The organism is Enterococcus sp. LJL51 (assembly GCF_054871795.1).
Genome location: NZ_JBTXLW010000003.1, coordinates 172,991 through 189,215, shown reverse-complemented (window position 1 = coordinate 189,215; position 16,225 = coordinate 172,991). Strand labels below are relative to the sequence as shown.

The window sequence follows — 16,225 nt, the reverse complement described above, 5'->3', positions numbered from 1 at the left end:
CAAAAATCAGTCAGTCTTCTTTTCAAGATAGCGCGCGACTGCATCTAAATACGGCACTCTGGGTGCTAGCCCCAGCTTGATTTCTATTCCTTCGGTTTCAAGTACTTTCAGTGGCAGGGATTTTTTTCCTGTCTGCTGTTCTGTCCAATAATGGATGAGCGTTTCAGCACTTAGAAAAAAGCAGCGGTTCAGTGAAGAAAACCATAATAGCACGAAGCAGATTCCTTGTTGCTCAAGGCATTGTGCCATATGATCAATCTGATGCTGGTGAAAGTTTTTAAAAGGAAAAGATGTTTTGTTCTTGGTTTCTTTTGCTTCAAAATCTAGATAATACCCTTTATATACACCATTATAATCTGTGGTGGAAGCTTGTCTGAAGTAAGCTTCCTTGATGACAGCAGCACTTCTCCGAGGATAGTCAACCTTAACGATTTGAATAGGGGTGGGTTTCTTATGAATCACAGCAAGACGACGGTTTAGGTAATAAGTATTACTTAGATTAATCTCGTCTTCAAAATTCATGCCCCGTTTAGCAAAGTCGACAGGTTTCTTTTTCTCTTGTTTTTTTTGATTGTTTGCTTCATTATTATTGAAGGGAGTACCATTTGGATAATGGAAAACCATTTATATCACACTCCTAGCGAATATTATAGCAAAAAATGTGAACGAAAGAAAAGGAAACTCTTATGGAAGTAATAAAAACTGTCTTTGTTACGGGCTATAGAAGCTTTGAACTCAATGTATTTCAGGAAAATGACCCGAAAGTCGGGGTTATTAAAAAAGTGTTAAAAAGTGAACTGATTAACTTTCTGGAAGAGGGAGTTCAGTGGTTTTTAATTGCCGGAAATTTGGGTGTAGAGCTTTGGGCAGGAGAAATTGTGCTGGAGCTGAAAGAAGAATATGAAGTCAATCTGGGTGTGATTTATCCATTTATGGGGTTCGGTGAAAACTGGAATGAAAAAAATAAAGAGCTGCTTGAAAAAATCGAGGCAAATGCCGACTACGTTGATTATGTCAGCCGGCAGCCGTATCAATCGCCGGCACAGCTCAAGAGTCATACTGCATTCATTTTAGATCATACACAAGGCTGTCTGCTTATATATGATAAAGAATATCCAGGGAAGACGTTGTTTTTTGAGAAGGAAGCAGAACAGTTTTCCGAAACCCATTTCTATGAAAAACGGATGATTTCCATGGATGATTTACAAAATTTTGCATTAGAATAGAGAATCTGTTTGATTTTCCGCCTGTTTTTAGATACAATGAAAATGTTGAATTGTGAATTCGAGTACAGAAATATAAATATGAGGTGTAGATATGGCAAACTTGATATACAGCCCAAAGGAAATTTTACAAAAAGAGTTTAAATCAAAAATGCGTGGTTATGATCCGATTGAAGTGGATGAATTTTTGGATAACGTCATCAAGGATTATGAAGCATACAACAAAGAAATCCTTGCTTTACAGGAAGAAAACAGCAGACTTTCCGCAAAGGCTGATCAGGCAGCTAAAGTGCAGCCGTCTATGCCGGGCAGAAGCTCAGTAGTTCCAGATGCGCCTAAGAGTGCAGCCGTAACTAACTTTGATATTCTGAAACGTCTCTCTAATTTGGAGCGTGAGGTTTTTGGCAAGAAGCTGGATGATACACCAGCTGCGGCGCCAACACACCATGCAGCGCCAGTTTACGAACCGGCACCGCAAACACCAATCGACAACACAGAAACACGTCAATTCTAAAACTATCATGATCCTGTAATTTTCGGGTTACCGCGGTTTGATTAAATCAGGCTGAGGAAAGTCCATGCTCGCACAGACTGAGATGTCTGTAGTGTTCGTGCTTAGCGAAACCATAAGCTAAGGTATTCCTTTGAGAATAACGGCAGGAAAAAGGGCTAAGGCTTCGGCTATGCCTGAGTATCCTTGAAAGTGCCACAGTGACGAAGCAGCGTGGGAAACGACGCTGGTGGAACGCGGTAAACCCCTCGAGCGAGCAACCCAAACAATGGTAGGGGCACTCTTCTAAAGGAAATGAACGAGTAGAAGAGGCAGAAATATCTGCAGATAGATGGTAACCATCAGATTCTTTTACCTGAGAGGATTTGATACAGAACATGGCTTACAGAAAATTACAGGCAATCAGGCTGACCTTCCAACGTTGTTGTGAAGGCTTTTTTTTCGAAAAAGACTAGGACTTGTTTGAAAAATGCAGCAGAAACGAATTTTTCATCCAGATTCTGGGTTGATTAAAAAAATCCGATGACAAACAGCAGATTTGCAGAAGAAAGAGCAAATTACGGTTGATTTGGAGCATGAACAGTAAACAAAGCAGCACTATAATAGAAAGAAGGCGCATAACATGGCAAATAAAACATATCAGCTGGTAGCAACAGCAGCCAGCGGTCTAGAAGCATTAGTAGGAAAAGAACTGAGAGACTTAGGGATTCCTTGTGAAGTTGAAAATGGACGGGCAAGGTTTGAAGGAACGATGGAGACGATTGCTACGGCTAATCTTTGGCTGCGTACAGCAGACCGAGTGAAAATCATCGTGGGTGAGTTTGATGCTTTTACGTTTGATGAGCTTTTTGAACAGGTGAAAGCTTTGCCCTGGGAAGATTTTTTACCCTTTGATGCAGAGTTTCCAGTAGCAGGTAAATCAATAAAATCCAAGCTTTACAGTACACCAGACTGTCAGGCAATTACGAAACGGGCGATTGTTAATCGTTTAAGAGAGGTATACCACCGTCCTGCTAGTGTACCGCTGCCAGAGACAGGCGCATTTTTTCAGCTAGAGGTTGCACTGTTGAAGGATCATGTGATTGTGACATTGGATACGACAGGTCCTAGCTTATTTAAACGGGGGTACCGCTTGGATAAGGGCGGCGCACCGCTGAAAGAAAATATGGCGGCGGCTTTGGTGATGCTGACGAACTGGCGCAAGGACCGGCCATTTTATGATCCTGTTTGCGGTTCAGGAACCTTGTGTATTGAGGCTGCTTTGATTGGCCACAATATTGCTCCAGGCTTTAACCGGGAATTTGCTTTTGAAGCTTGGGATTGGTTTGATTCAGCAGTAACTGAAAAAGTGAGAGCAGAGGCAGAAGCGCAGGCTGACTATGATGCAGTGCTTGATATTGCCGGTTCAGATATCAACGGGCGGATGATTGAGATAGCCAAGGCAAATGCGGCAGAGATTGGTTTAGGTGATTCTATCCAGTTTAAGCAACTGGCAGTGAAGGATTTTTCTACAGATAAAGAGTATGGAGTAATTGTTGCCAATCCTCCGTACGGTGAGCGTTTGGGCGAAGAGGAGACGGTTCGGGAGCTTTATAAAGAAATGGGCGAGGTCTTCCGTCCATTAAAAACTTGGAGTAAATACATTCTGACTAGTGATTTAACCTTTGAGCAATATTATGGAGCGAAGGCGACGAAGAAAAGAAAACTGTATAATGGTGCATTGAGAACGGATCTGTTTCAATTTTGGGGAGAACGTCCGCCTAGGAAGCCAAGAAATGAGGAGAAAGAGGGATAGGCATGAATGAACAACAGTTTCTGAAGGAAGTAAAAGAAATTGATTTACTGAACCAGTCATTAGGCTTGCTTGAATGGGATAGCCAGACTGGTATGCCGGAAGGCTCCAATGAATTTCGTGGAGAAGTTGTCGGTTATATTAACAAGCTGGCATTTGAAAAAAGTACAGGACCAATTATTCAGGAAGCAGTAACCTTTTTTTCTGAGCATCCTGAGAAGCTTTCAGAGGTTGGCGGGGAGGTTTTCAAGGAGATTAAGGAAGAATTCGAGCGAAACCACCGCATCCCCGCTGAGCGCATGCAGGCGTATCACGGCGAGATTTCTAACGCTCATGCTGCCTGGCTGCAGGCTAGAGCAGATCAGGATTTTGCGGGCATGAAACCATCTATCAGCCGTCTTGTTTCCTATTTAAGAGAATTTATTCCCTATTGGCAAAAGGATGAAAAGACCCCCTATGATGTTCTTTTAAATCAGTATGAACCGGGGTTAACAGTGGAAAAACTGGATCAGCTTTTTGCTGAGCTGAAAACCGGCATTATTGAACTAAGAAAAGAATTGGCAGAAAAAGGAACACCGCCGCGGACAGATTTTCTGAATAGAAAGGTTTCAAAGGAGCAGCAGCGGACATTTGTAACAAGGGTTGCTGAACAGCTGGGCTACGATTTTTCTAAAGGACGTTTGGATGATACGGTTCATCCCTTCATGCTTGATTTGAACCGCAACGATGCCCGGATTACTACCCGCTGGGATGAGCAAAACTTCTCAATGGCTGTGTTTGGTGTTATTCATGAAGCCGGACATGGTATTTACGAGCAAAACATCGATTCAAAATATGATTACACGCCATTGTCAACAGGGGCTTCAATGGGTATTCATGAGTCACAGTCTTTGTTTAATGAAATCATTTTAGGCAGCAATCGGAATTTTTGGCAGAAACAATATCCGCTGTTCCAGAAATGTACAGAGGGAACCTTTGACGATATTGATTTTGATACATTCTATAAAGGGTTAAAAGAAACTAAATCCAGCTTAATTCGGATTGAAGCGGACAGTCTTACGTATCCTCTGCATATCATTATTCGTTATGAAATAGAAAAAATGATTTTCAATGATGCTGTTGATTTGGAACAGCTGCCTGCTATTTGGGCAGACAAGTATGAAGAATATTTAGGGATTCGCCCGCAGAATGATTTAGAAGGAGTCTTGCAGGATGTTCACTGGTCTGGCGGGAGCTTTGGCTATTTTCCATCGTATGCGTTAGGTTATATGTACGCTGCCCAGCTGAATCATGCGCTGCAGCAGGAGGTTGCCGTTGATGAGGTCCTTCTTTCAGATGATTATTCACCAATTTATAACTGGATGACAGAGAAAATCCATCGTTACGGGGCTTCGAAAAAGCCGAATGAGCTGATTGTCGGTGCTACTGGAGAAGAGCTGAAGGCCTCTTATTTACTTGATTATATGAAGTCTGTTTATTTTGATGTTTATCAAGTTGAAAAATAGGTCATAGAGAGTGTTTGTTCTAAACTATTTTATGCTAAAATAGATAAAACAAGCTCATTTTGAATGCTGCTGAGAGCTGCTTAGAACTATTTTTATAGATAAGAAGGGGATGGACAGCTGTGTTATCCATTAATGATTATTTACAAGCCGGGGAAACCGTCGTTTCTAATCTTGTTATCGAAAATTATCGGAAAATCGGATTGAGTGATGAAGAATTTCTGTTTTGGCTGCAGCTTTACCGTTCCCAAAAAAAAGGGGACCTTTTCCCCGACCTGCTGGCAATTAGCGAGATGCTAGAAAAACCGAAGGAGAAGGTTTATCAGCTGTTGAACGAGCTGGTTTCCAGAGGATATATTCGAATTGATACAAAGCAAAATGAGCAGGGTCAGATGATGGATACCTACGATTTGCTGCCGATATTTGATAAGATTGCCGGTTTGCAGAAGAAACAATTGATTCAAAAGGAACAGCAGTCAGAGGAAAATGCAGTGAAAACACTTTATCAGGATTTTGAAAAAGAATTTTCACGTCCGCTCTCGCCTATTGAACTGGAAATGATTGGGCAGTGGCTGGAAACAGATGGTTATAAACCGGAGGTCATCCGATTAGCCCTTAGAGAAGCCGTTTTGAATCAGGCATATAGCTTAAAATATATTGACCGGATATTACTGGCATGGGAAAGAAAGAATTTAACTACAAAGGAACAGATAGCCGAAGATCAGAAGCGGCGCAAGCAGGCGCTGCAGCAAAAAGAAATTGAAGCAGAGAGCAGCGTACAGGAGCCGCTGCCTAAGGTAACACTGCACAATTGGCTGAATCCTGAAGACAGCGAATAGGAGGAAGGTAATGATTTCAAAAGCAAAAACAATGGAAGCCATTCAGATTATGTATGACATGTTCCCGGAAGCAGTTGGGGAGCTTCAGCATAAGAATCCTTTTGAGCTGTTGATAGCGGTTATTCTTAGTGCACAAGCAACCGATGTATCGGTAAATAAGGCGACTCCTGCTTTATTTGCTGCATATCCAACTCCTGAAGCGTTGGCAGAAGCGCCGGTGGATGATATTATCAGCAAGATTAAAACGATTGGCTTGTACAGAAATAAAGCCAAAAACATCAAAGCCTGTGCAGCTCAACTGCTGGAGCGCTTTAACGGCACTGTGCCTAAAACAAGAGAAGAATTGATTTCTCTTCCGGGAGTTGGCAGAAAGACAGCAAATGTCGTCATGGGAGATGCGTTTGGAGAACCGGCGATTGCGGTGGATACTCATGTCGAACGTGTATCCAAGCGGCTGCGGATTTGCAAGCTGGATGCAAACGTGACTGAGGTTGAAGAAACATTGATGAAGAAGGTTCCCAAGGAGCTGTGGGTCAAAACCCATCATACAATGATCTTTTTTGGCCGCTACCATTGTCTGGCTAGAAATCCCAAATGTGAGGTATGCCCATTGTTGTACATGTGTCAGGATGGGAAAGAGCGAATGAGAGCAAAAGCTTAATATTTTAAGCAAAGTCTGAAGCTAAAGAGTGTTAGTAAACGAAAGAAGCCCGAAAGCGCGTGAGAGAATCTCTCAGGCTTTCGGGCTTCTTTTTTAACCAATCCCTGTAACGAAATAGAAAAGCTTATCAGAGTAGGTGGGTTCTTTTAAATCTGTCTTGATAGTCTCTTTTAAAAGCTCCATCTGGTCTGTGATAAGTCCGTCTACGCCGTAGAACATCATCCGAGTCATTGTATCTTCATCGTTGACTGTCCAGGCATAGACCTTTTTGCCGTCATTATGAGCGGCATCGATAAAGTTTCGGTTCAAGGTGGTGTACTCCATTGTAAAAAAATCTACCTTAGAAATAGGCGGACCGATAATATTAAATGGTAAAATGTAGCCCACTTGAAAATCTGGTTCTTTTTCCTTTAGGTTTTCTGCAATATCAAAGGTTAGTGTATGAATAATATGCTTTTCCTTTATGATGATATCCTTATAGCGTTTAATAAAGTTGTTCAGCATATCTGGACTATCCTGAGGAGTGGCTTTTATTTCGATGAGCAGCGGCTGGTTCAGTTTTTTCGCTTCTGCCAGATAAGCATCAAAGGATACAACCGAAGCTTCCTGCCCGTTTTCTTTCGCTTTCAGTTTTTCCAATTCAGCTAAGGTCAGCTGATTCGGCCGTTTATTCACACCAGTCAGATTTTTAAGATTAAAATCATGCATCACCACAAACTGGTGATCTTTGGTTTCCTGAATATCCATTTCGATATAAGAAGGCTTAAGCTGACTGGTTTTTCTCATAGCTTCCAGACTGTTCTGAACACCGTTTGTGTCATCAACGCCTCGATGGGAAATGGTCAAAGGTTCTTTGATTGAATAATTACTTAGATAATTGGTATTATATGTCCCAACACCCATACCGAAAAGAGCCGCAGCGACAGCAAACAGCATTACTTTAGTAAAGGTCCAAGGGGCAGCAGGTGCATTTTCTTCCTTTTCAAACCACGAAGGTAACGTCGGCAGGAAGCCCTCATCATCCATAAAATCAATCGTGATATAAAAAATACCTACAGTAGAAAAGATAATATTCAGCAGAAACATCAGCTGCAGCAGCGTCATAGCTGCTACCGCACTTTGCAGCGCATAAGTGGGAAACTGAGCTTCCATAAAGGATTGAAAAATGAAAATGGCTGTATAGCCAATGATAGAGATCAGAAGAATCGTTCCGCCGATGGCAATAAATTGACCAATAATTTTAAAGAAACGGTTTTTGGTCAGCTGCCAGCTTTCTGCAACAGCTTCTTTGAATTTCCGATCTCTTAAAATCATTTCCGGCAGTGCAAATATTAAACGGATAGATAGGTAAATCAACAGCAGATAAGCAATAATTACTGCGGCGATAATAATCACCCGATTAGCAAAAATATAGTCCAAAATGAACGCTGGAATTTTAATCTTAGCAAGTAAATCAGAGTTAAAATTTAAACCGCTAACAGGCAAAATAAGAAAGAAGTAGAATAAAAAGAATAAGAATGTGCTGGGCTTAATCTTTTTGATTTGGCTAAAGGTACCAGCTAAGAGCTGTTTTAAAGAAATCGGTTCTTTCTTTTTGATAAAAAATACACTTAACAATAAGAACGTAAATTCAAAAAAGACACTGATCACGATGGCGGTTAGTACCAGCAGGAGAGAGATTAAAACAGCCGGATGCTCTTTTAGAATAATTCCGATAGAGTCGTAGGACAGATAATCAATATTGCCCCGACGCAGGATAAATTTGGTCAAGCTTGATAAAGAAGGGAGCAGAATAAAAAGCATAAATCCGTGAAGAAGAAGAACATCCCGGAAATAGGCGGTCGTGCTTTTTAGAAAATCAACAATATTAATTAGACTGTTTTTTAAATAGTTCATTGTTCGTCATCCTATCTGTGTTAGCATCTTTCCGAGTTGCAGCTAAGTGCTCTCTGGAAAATAAATCATTAGCATAAAAGAACGAGACAGAAGCAGCTCTTTTAAAGCAGCTGAATACTTCTCCCTCGTCCTCTGTAATTATAGTATAAAATTTTTCTGCTTAAAAGCCTAATAAAGAGTTCAGGAACGTTCCTCCATACATCAGCGCTAAGCTGTATACTGCAATAGAGAATGGCTTCGCAAAAATAATAATCATCGTAAATTTTCTTAAAGACATTTTTGTCAGACCAGCCATCAAACAAAGTGCATCATCAGGAGCAACCGGGAAGAAAATGGCGAAGGCAAACAATCGTTCAAAGCGTTTTTCGTTATCCAGCCAGCCAATGTATTTATTATAAGTCTTGTCGCTAATCAGACTAAGAATCAGCGGTTTTCCATATTTTTGACTCAAGATGAAAATAATGACTGAACCTATTGCAATTCCCACATAGTTATAGATGAAGCCGGCAACTGGACCAAAGATTAAAACGCCTGCCGCACAGCTAATTCCACCTGGAATAACTGGAATAACTACCTGAATAATCTGAATGAGCATAAAAATTACAGGACCGAGAATGACGGAATCGCCCACTAATCCTCTCAAGGCATTAGTATCCTGGAAAACACCCAGTTTTAAAAAGTAAATAGTCACGATTATAGTAGCGATGATGCCAATGAATGAGATCATCTGGATAATTTTTCTGGAAAGGGCAATACTCATTTTTCTCAGCTCCTTGTAATGGTTTTGCTAGTTAAGCTTTTTAAGATATTTCTATTTTAACATCAATCCATAACAAAATTGAATAACAAAGTTGTAAGGAAGCATTTCTATAATTATTATAGTGTATTTTAAAAGGATGTACATCAAACTTTAGCCCGAAAGAATAAAAAGTTATGGTCCGATTATCGCCTACATCCTGAGATGTAGAATAAAAGCGGCAGAAGGACTTGGTTATTTACCCTGGCATATAATTGTTCGTGGTATTCAATCGCTAAAAGTGATAAACTATAAAGGATTATGAATGAAAAGAGGGCTACGAGTGACAGACTATCTAAACGTTGGCAAAATTGTAAATACTCAAGGACTTAAAGGAGAGGTTCGTGTGATTTCTCAGACGGATTTTCCAGAGCTTCGCTATAAAAAAGGGGCAGTCTTACTGTTATTTCAGGAAAGAAAAAATCCGGTAGAATTGACGATTAAAAGTCATCGCAAGCATAAAAATTTCGATATTGTAAGCTTTGAGGGACATCCATCGATTAATGATGTAGAAAAATATCGGGATGGTATTTTGAAAGTTGCTAAGGATCAATTAAACACGTTAAATGAAGACGAATTCTATTACCATGAGATTATTGGCTCGAAGGTCATTGATGAAGCCGGAACAGAAATCGGTAAGGTAAAAGAAATTCTATCTCCTGGAGCGAATGATGTCTGGGTAGTACAGCGTGTGAAGAAAAAAGATGCCTTGATTCCCTACATTGAATCGGTTGTTAAGAAGGTTGATATTGAGAAGGGTGAAATCACAGTGGAGATTCCGGAAGGTTTGATTGACGATGAAGATTGATATCTTAACTTTGTTTCCTAGGATGTTTGAAGGGCCGCTGGGAGAATCGATTATTGGCAAAGCAGTGGAAAAAGAACTGCTGCAGATTCAAGTGCATAATTTTAGAGATTACTCTGATAATAAGCACCAAATGGTGGACGACTATCCCTATGGCGGCGGCGCAGGAATGCTGTTAAAAGCACAGCCTATTTTTTCCACAATTGCTGCTATCAATGAACGGACACCGGAGACAAAAAAACGAGTGATTCTGTTGGATCCGGCTGGCAAGCAGTTTGATCAGAAAACGGCGGAAGAATTTGCTGGAGAAGAACATTTGGTATTTATCTGTGGTCATTACGAAGGGTACGATGAACGGATTCGAACCTTGGTAACCGACGAAGTTTCTCTAGGGGATTACGTGCTGACTGGCGGTGAGCTGGGCGCAATGGTTATGGTGGATGCCACGGTACGTTTGCTTCCAGAAGTGCTGGGCAATAATTTATCCGCTCAAACGGATTCTCATTCAACAGGTTTGCTTGAGCATCCTCAATATACACGTCCTGCTGAATTCCAAGGGATGATGGTTCCTGAAGTACTGATGAACGGCAACCATAAACTGATTGAGGAATGGCAGCTAAAAGAATCACTGCGGAGAACTTTTTTAAGACGGCCGGACATGTTGGACAAACTAGAATTGACGGAACAAATGAAAAAGCTGCTTGATGAGATTGAAAAAGAGACGCGTGAGGCTGCAAAGGAGATTGAGGAATGAAATTTAGCGGTATCTGTCTTTTGGCAGAGGATGTGCCGGCGTTAAGTAATTTTTATTGTCAGCTACTTCAAGTTGCAGGCAAGGGAGATGACATTCATCAGGATATTCTATGTGAAGGAATGACCTTGGCGATTCTAAAAAATCCAGATAAAGCAGCTGTACCGTCGCCAGTTGTTGCATTGGTATTTGATGTAGAGAATGTGGATCAGGAGTTTCAACGGCTAATAAAAATGGATGTGCCAGTCATTGCTCCGCCTCAAGATCAGCCATGGGGATATCGCAATGCACTGTTTATAGATCCTGAAAATAATCAATTTGCATTACGGTCAAAAATTTAAATAACTATCTGCTTCCTGAAAAGAGAATTTTCAAGAACAGAATTTTTTCTAAATCAACATTTTCTTTTGTATAATGAAAATGTTGATTTTATTTATATGTAATAGTTTTCATTGAGTTTCGTAATAGTACCTATCATGATAATTCATCATATGAATGATAAAGACGAGGTATAATGATGAAGAAATGTGAGGGGAAAATAACATGAAGATAAAACAATGGATTAATAATTTGAGAAAAAGTCCTATTCTACTGGGACTGTCATTGGCAGTAATTGTTGCTGTGATTAGTAAAGGCTTGGCTGTTTTTTTACCGCAGCTGGGTGGTGCTACAATTGCGATTCTCTTAGGAATCGTTTTGGGCAACACAATAGGACATCAAGACCAGCTGGATGCAGGTACAAAATTCGCTGAAAGCAAGCTGTTGGAGTTCTCAGTCGTATTACTAGGAGCAACCGTAACTTTTCAAACCATCGCAGAAATGGGAGTTATGGGTGTGCTGTTTGTTCTACTACTAATGGCTGGAACAATTGTTTTTACCTACTGGATAGGAAAAAAACTAGGCTTTAATCAATCAATGTCTTTAATGATGGCAGGAGGCAATGCAGTTTGTGGTTCTTCTGCCATCGCCTCAATTGCACCAGCAATTGGTGCAAAGGATGAAGAAAAGGGACAAATTATCACTTTGGTTAATCTATTAGGAACAGTAATGATGCTGACACTGCCCTTTCTTGGTCAGCAGCTCTTTTCAGAGCTGATTCCTAAAAGCGCTCTGCTAGGCGGTACCCTTCAATCCGTAGGTCAGGTCGTAGCTGGTGCCAGTCTAATTAATCAGGATGTGGTTCAGTTTGCAATGCTGTTCAAGATTTTGCGTATTATGATGCTGGTGGTGGTTGTATTTGTTTTTGAAAAATGGGCTAATCGAGGAAGCGTATTATCAACAGCGGAAGCATCTGTTTCAGTGAAAAAAAAGAAACAATCGCTGCCTTGGTATGTTACAGGATTTTTAGTTGTCTGTATTATAAATAGTCTATTTCAGCTGCCCACATTGATCTCTGACTCTGCCCACTTTGTCAGCACCTGGTTTGAAACAACTGCTCTAGCAGCGATTGGGCTTAGACTAAATTTGAAAAAGTTCTTGAAGGAAGGCCCGCGTTTTATGATTTACGGTATTTCAGTGGGCGGCTTTCAAACAATTGCCGCTTTAGCATTGATTTTCTTACTGTTGAATTGATTCAAGGTATTTTAAATCATTAGAGTTGTAGAGATATAATCTGAAAATATTAATCTGTGAACAAGGTGAAAATTCGAATGCTTAAGCAATGGATGACTCTTTTTTAGAATTTGTACGAACTATTTAACTAAAACCAAGTGCGATATCCTTCACTTGAAATGTTTAGCCATCAGGCCTGTTTCTCTCCAACCAATTTTCTGCTGGCTCAAACTTCAGATAATGAAAGGAGCGCTTTAGCTGAAACAGGCTGGCTCTTGTTCGCAGTTCTCTCTTGATCAAGTAGGTTAATAGTGAGGGGATCAGTGCAATAATTACTTGATTCTTTGCCCCATGCTCGCTACGAAAATACAGCTGTTTTATGGTTAGATTCTGCCAAGAGTAGCATAAAGGACTTTTTTGTCTATGGATAGCTATGCTTCAGAACCAAGAACAAGCAGTGTTAAAAGCAAATGAGGAATTACAAGCTGTTTTTCAAGTTCAGCTACAGCTTGTTTGACTTCATTTAGGAATGAAATCGGCCATGATCTTCTACCGAGTTGCTTCCGGCTCACTGCTTATTCTATTAGTCTGAAACATGATGAACCGTCTTATTTTCTTTGAAACACTAGTGATTTTAAATAAAGCTGCAGCTATCAAAAAAAGAAACTATCTTTGAGTTGGCGGGTTTCCTTGATACTTGTAAAGAAAAAAATCTTTACAGACATTAGGTGCTGTGGTAAAATTCATTGGTGAGTGCAAAAGTGCTCAACTATTACGGTATTCCGCTGTGACGAGTATGCTCATAAGAATATTCGGTATAAGGAGAAGGATAAAATGAATCCATTGATCGAAGAATTAACAAAAGAACAACTGCGTGCAGATATTCCTGCATTTCGCCCTGGGGACACAGTTCGTGTTCACGCGAAAGTAGTCGAAGGAACACGCGAACGTATCCAGATTTTTGAAGGTGTAGTAATCAAACGCCGCGGAGCTGGAATCAGCGAAACTTACACAGTACGTAAAATTTCTAACGGTGTAGGTGTGGAACGTACATTCCCTGTACATACACCACGTGTCGCTCAAATTGAAGTTGTTCGTTACGGTAAAGTACGTCGTGCAAAACTGTACTACTTGCGTGCATTACACGGAAAAGCAGCTCGTATCAAAGAAATCAGAAGATAATAATTCGTTATTGTCTATACGAAAACCTCTTGATTATCAAGAGGTTTTTTTGTTTTTATTAGTTATTTATTACAACAACATATAAAAGCAGCCTGTTATATTTAGAGCGTGTCCGAAAATTTTAACAGTGAATCTTTATATAACTATCTCTCGAAGATAAGTGGTACTTGTTTATTTCAAAGAAAATTTATCGAAACAGCGCTTATCATTCTGTTAAGATACTAAAGTAAACAGAACTGGCGGCTCGCTGATGCACCACACAAGCTATGTTTTTCTTGATTTTCACAATAATCCTTGAAAAATTTAGCTGCCGCTCTACTTTTCAGATACACTTTAGCTGGAAGCCTAAATGATTTTCCGTAACAGTTCTAATGGTTCACAAAAGTGACCATTGTAAGGGACAAAAATTAGGGAAGCGTTTTCTATTAAATGAGTTATGATAAATATATCAAGGAGGGGTTGCTATGAGTTCGAAAAAAGAACGTGAGCAAAAGTTATTGTTGCTTCTCTCGAAAAAACAAGATTATATGACCGCAGAAGAATTGGCAGCAGCGCTAAATGCCTCTTCTAAGACTGTTTATCGTTTAATAAAAAAGATTAACGATGAAGTCTTAGAGGGTTCTCTCATATTATCTGAGAAAGGACGGGGATACAAGTTAGACTACGAAAGATATATGAAGCAAAACCATCAGTCATTTGATAAAAAAAGCAGTTTTTCACCAAAAGAACGGCGTAGTCGAATTTTAGAGGAATTATTGTTGTCTGCTCCCAAACCTAAAAATGTTTATGAGTTGTTTGAAGAATATTATGTTGGAGATTCAGTGATTTTCAGTGATGAACAACGGTTAGCGGAAGAATTAAAAAGGTATGATTTGACTCTCAGGCGTAAAAACCGGACATTGGCTGTTATTGGCGAAGAAGGGGCTATTAGAAAAGCTATATCTGACAGAATCCAGATGCTGAATATTATTGATATTGATGATCTTCGAACCACTAAAGAGCTGAATTTTAATAACTATGATGTACTTTTCGTATTGGATCAATTAAGAATTATCGAAAAGAAGCTGGATATTATGATTCCATATCCATACAACGTAAATATATTTTCGCATTTGTATATCTTAATTAGCCGTTCGCGAAAAGTTGTTGTTTCTGAAAAATCAAAATTATCTAACGAGGAAAAAACAGAACTAAAAAAGGATTTAGCACTTAAGGAAGTTGCTCAAGCAACCATTCAAAATATCGAAAATTATTTGAATAAACAACTTCCCAAAATAGAAGCGTACTATCTATATCAATACTTAGTTTCTTCCAGAATGCAGGGCTCATTCAGTAAAGCAACCAACTTTTCTCCTAGAGTTATGCAAATTACTCAGTTTTATTTAGATGAGATGAGTACGCACCTTAAGATTTTAATTGCCAATGATACGATTTTTCTAGAGCTGGCTAATCATATTAAGCCAATGCTGAATCGACTTGAAAATGGCATACGAGTAAAAAATAGTTTGCTGGACCAAATAAAAATGACTTATGAAATGATTTTTAGCAAAATAACAGATGTATCGGATGCAGTGAGTGAAAAATATCAATTACCAGTCATCAATGAAGATGAAAATGGCTTCATTACGCTATACTTTGCTCGAATTATTGAAACCAACCAGCTGCCTATTCGAACGTTGATTATGTGTACAACTGGGGTAGGTACTTCTGAGTTACTCAGAGTAAAAGTTGAGAAAAAATTTCCTGAACTACAAATTGTCGATGTTGTTGCTACTCGAAATGTAGCAAAGTCTTTAAAAAAACATTCTGATATTGAATTGATTCTCACAACCATTCACTTGCAGGACAGCCTATCTATTAAATCTTTATTAGTGAGTGCAATGTTTACTGTGGACGATCAGCACAGACTTCAGAGGAAGATCGAGGAGATATACCATGAACGCTAACCCTTTATATCAGGTTTTCCTAAATCAAGCATCAATTTCTAAAGAGCAAGTCTATCAATTCATTGCTGATACAGCTGTTCCATTTTTAGGAATTGAAGAGAAGAAGCAGATTGTTCATTCTTTAGTTGAGAGAGAAAAGGTTGGAAATACCCAGATTGCGGAACAGGTTGTATTGCCCCATTTGGAAAGTTCTCTGTTAGGAAAAAGTGAAGTCTATTTAATTCGTTTAAAAGAAGAAATTACCGAATGGACGAAAGATATTCGAAATATAAAATTAATCATTGCCATCTTACTAAAGAAAGATGAGACGATTGAAGAAAAAAAGAAAATCAGCGAATTTACTAAGAAATTGGCAGATGAGCAATTTTTGGAAAAGTTGCTGATTATGGAAACAGAAACCGATTTTTATAAAGAAATTCAAGAATTTTAGGAGGAAAAAAGATGAAAATAGTAGGCGTAGCAGCATGTACTGTTGGGATTGCCCATACCTATATTGCACAAGAAAAATTGGAGAATGCTGCCAAAAAAGCAGGGCATGACATTCACGTGGAAACGCAAGGCACTATCGGAATTGAAAATGAGTTAACCGAAGAGCAGATTAAGGAAGCGGATATTGTGATTTTAGCAATTGATGTAAAAATTTCGGGAAGAGAGCGTTTTGAAGGAAAAAGAATCATTCAGGTTCCCACAGAGGTTGCTGTAAAATCACCTAATAAATTGATTGAAAAAGCGCAGGAAGTTATTGCGCAGGATAAGTAAACTCTTAGGAG

Annotated in this window: 17 protein-coding genes and 1 other RNA gene; 15 read left to right on the top strand and 3 right to left on the bottom strand. The window is 39.5% G+C overall.

The genetic code is table 11. The annotated features are described in order from the left end of the window. Window positions 1–6: 6 nt before the first annotated feature. Window positions 7–624, bottom strand: a complete 618-nt coding sequence (gene recU / locus ACYSNQ_RS04930; RefSeq protein ID WP_426081709.1) for a Holliday junction resolvase RecU — start codon at window positions 622–624, stop codon at window positions 7–9. Between the two features lie 62 nt (window positions 625–686). Between recU and ACYSNQ_RS04925 the strand changes: the two genes are divergently transcribed. The 7 genes from ACYSNQ_RS04925 (at window position 687) to nth (ending at window position 6,528) form a co-directional block, all read left to right on the top strand. Further along, a complete protein-coding gene (locus tag ACYSNQ_RS04925) occupies window positions 687–1,226 on the top strand; it encodes an SLOG family protein (RefSeq protein WP_426081708.1) in 540 nt (179 codons plus the stop codon). A gap of 91 nt (window positions 1,227–1,317) precedes the next feature. Continuing rightward, entirely contained in the window at window positions 1,318–1,737 is a 420-nt protein-coding gene (gpsB, locus tag ACYSNQ_RS04920) for a cell division regulator GpsB (RefSeq protein ID WP_426081707.1), read from the top strand. Between the two features lie 18 nt (window positions 1,738–1,755). Beyond that, an RNA gene (gene rnpB / locus ACYSNQ_RS04915) (RNase P RNA component class B) lies at window positions 1,756–2,124 on the top strand. Window positions 2,125–2,356: 232 nt separating this feature from the next. After that, the gene (locus tag ACYSNQ_RS04910; protein ID WP_426081706.1) at window positions 2,357–3,529 is read left to right on the top strand and encodes a THUMP domain-containing class I SAM-dependent RNA methyltransferase; all 1,173 of its coding nucleotides are present in this window, start codon (window positions 2,357–2,359) and stop codon (window positions 3,527–3,529) included. A 2-nt stretch (window positions 3,530–3,531) separates the two neighbouring features. Then, on the top strand, window positions 3,532–5,031 hold the full coding sequence (locus ACYSNQ_RS04905) for a carboxypeptidase M32 (protein WP_426081705.1): 1,500 nt from the start codon (window positions 3,532–3,534) through the stop codon (window positions 5,029–5,031). A gap of 119 nt (window positions 5,032–5,150) precedes the next feature. Next, complete coding sequence (locus ACYSNQ_RS04900; RefSeq protein WP_426081704.1) at window positions 5,151–5,867, top strand: DnaD domain protein; 717 nt, start codon at window positions 5,151–5,153, stop codon at window positions 5,865–5,867. Window positions 5,868–5,877: 10 nt separating this feature from the next. Beyond that, on the top strand, window positions 5,878–6,528 hold the full coding sequence (gene nth, locus ACYSNQ_RS04895) for an endonuclease III (RefSeq protein WP_426081703.1): 651 nt from the start codon (window positions 5,878–5,880) through the stop codon (window positions 6,526–6,528). Window positions 6,529–6,621: 93 nt separating this feature from the next. On the opposite strand, the gene ACYSNQ_RS04890 is transcribed toward nth, so the two are convergent. Next, complete coding sequence (locus tag ACYSNQ_RS04890; RefSeq protein ID WP_426081702.1) at window positions 6,622–8,424, bottom strand: glycerophosphoryl diester phosphodiesterase membrane domain-containing protein; 1,803 nt, start codon at window positions 8,422–8,424, stop codon at window positions 6,622–6,624. A 160-nt stretch (window positions 8,425–8,584) separates the two neighbouring features. After that, window positions 8,585–9,184 carry a TVP38/TMEM64 family protein gene (locus tag ACYSNQ_RS04885; protein WP_426081701.1) on the bottom strand — a complete coding sequence of 200 codons (600 nt, stop codon included), beginning with the start codon at window positions 9,182–9,184 and terminating at the stop codon, window positions 8,585–8,587. 319 nt (window positions 9,185–9,503) lie between these two features. Here ACYSNQ_RS04885 and rimM point away from each other — a divergent pair, with 319 nt between their 5' ends. From rimM to ACYSNQ_RS04845, 8 genes are all read left to right on the top strand, one after another. Continuing rightward, window positions 9,504–10,028 carry a ribosome maturation factor RimM gene (rimM, locus tag ACYSNQ_RS04880; protein ID WP_426081810.1) on the top strand — a complete coding sequence of 175 codons (525 nt, stop codon included), beginning with the start codon at window positions 9,504–9,506 and terminating at the stop codon, window positions 10,026–10,028. Beyond that, window positions 10,018–10,779: a tRNA (guanosine(37)-N1)-methyltransferase TrmD gene (gene trmD / locus ACYSNQ_RS04875; protein ID WP_426081809.1), complete on the top strand. Its 762-nt coding sequence runs from the start codon at window positions 10,018–10,020 to the stop codon at window positions 10,777–10,779. Before rimM ends, trmD begins: the two co-directional genes overlap by 11 nt. After that, on the top strand, window positions 10,776–11,117 hold the full coding sequence (locus ACYSNQ_RS04870) for a VOC family protein (protein ID WP_426081700.1): 342 nt from the start codon (window positions 10,776–10,778) through the stop codon (window positions 11,115–11,117). Before trmD ends, ACYSNQ_RS04870 begins: the two co-directional genes overlap by 4 nt. A 202-nt stretch (window positions 11,118–11,319) precedes the next feature. Next, entirely contained in the window at window positions 11,320–12,348 is a 1,029-nt protein-coding gene (locus ACYSNQ_RS04865) for a YeiH family protein (protein WP_426081699.1), read from the top strand. A gap of 813 nt (window positions 12,349–13,161) precedes the next feature. Beyond that, a complete protein-coding gene (gene rplS / locus ACYSNQ_RS04860; RefSeq protein WP_426081698.1) occupies window positions 13,162–13,509 on the top strand; it encodes a 50S ribosomal protein L19 in 348 nt (115 codons plus the stop codon). 464 nt (window positions 13,510–13,973) lie between these two features. After that, window positions 13,974–15,455: a BglG family transcription antiterminator gene (locus ACYSNQ_RS04855; protein WP_426081697.1), complete on the top strand. Its 1,482-nt coding sequence runs from the start codon at window positions 13,974–13,976 to the stop codon at window positions 15,453–15,455. Further along, window positions 15,445–15,885 carry a PTS sugar transporter subunit IIA gene (locus ACYSNQ_RS04850; protein WP_426081696.1) on the top strand — a complete coding sequence of 147 codons (441 nt, stop codon included), beginning with the start codon at window positions 15,445–15,447 and terminating at the stop codon, window positions 15,883–15,885. Before ACYSNQ_RS04855 ends, ACYSNQ_RS04850 begins: the two co-directional genes overlap by 11 nt. An 11-nt stretch (window positions 15,886–15,896) precedes the next feature. Continuing rightward, on the top strand, window positions 15,897–16,214 hold the full coding sequence (locus ACYSNQ_RS04845) for a PTS fructose transporter subunit IIB (protein WP_426081695.1): 318 nt from the start codon (window positions 15,897–15,899) through the stop codon (window positions 16,212–16,214). Window positions 16,215–16,225: the final 11 nt, after the last annotated feature.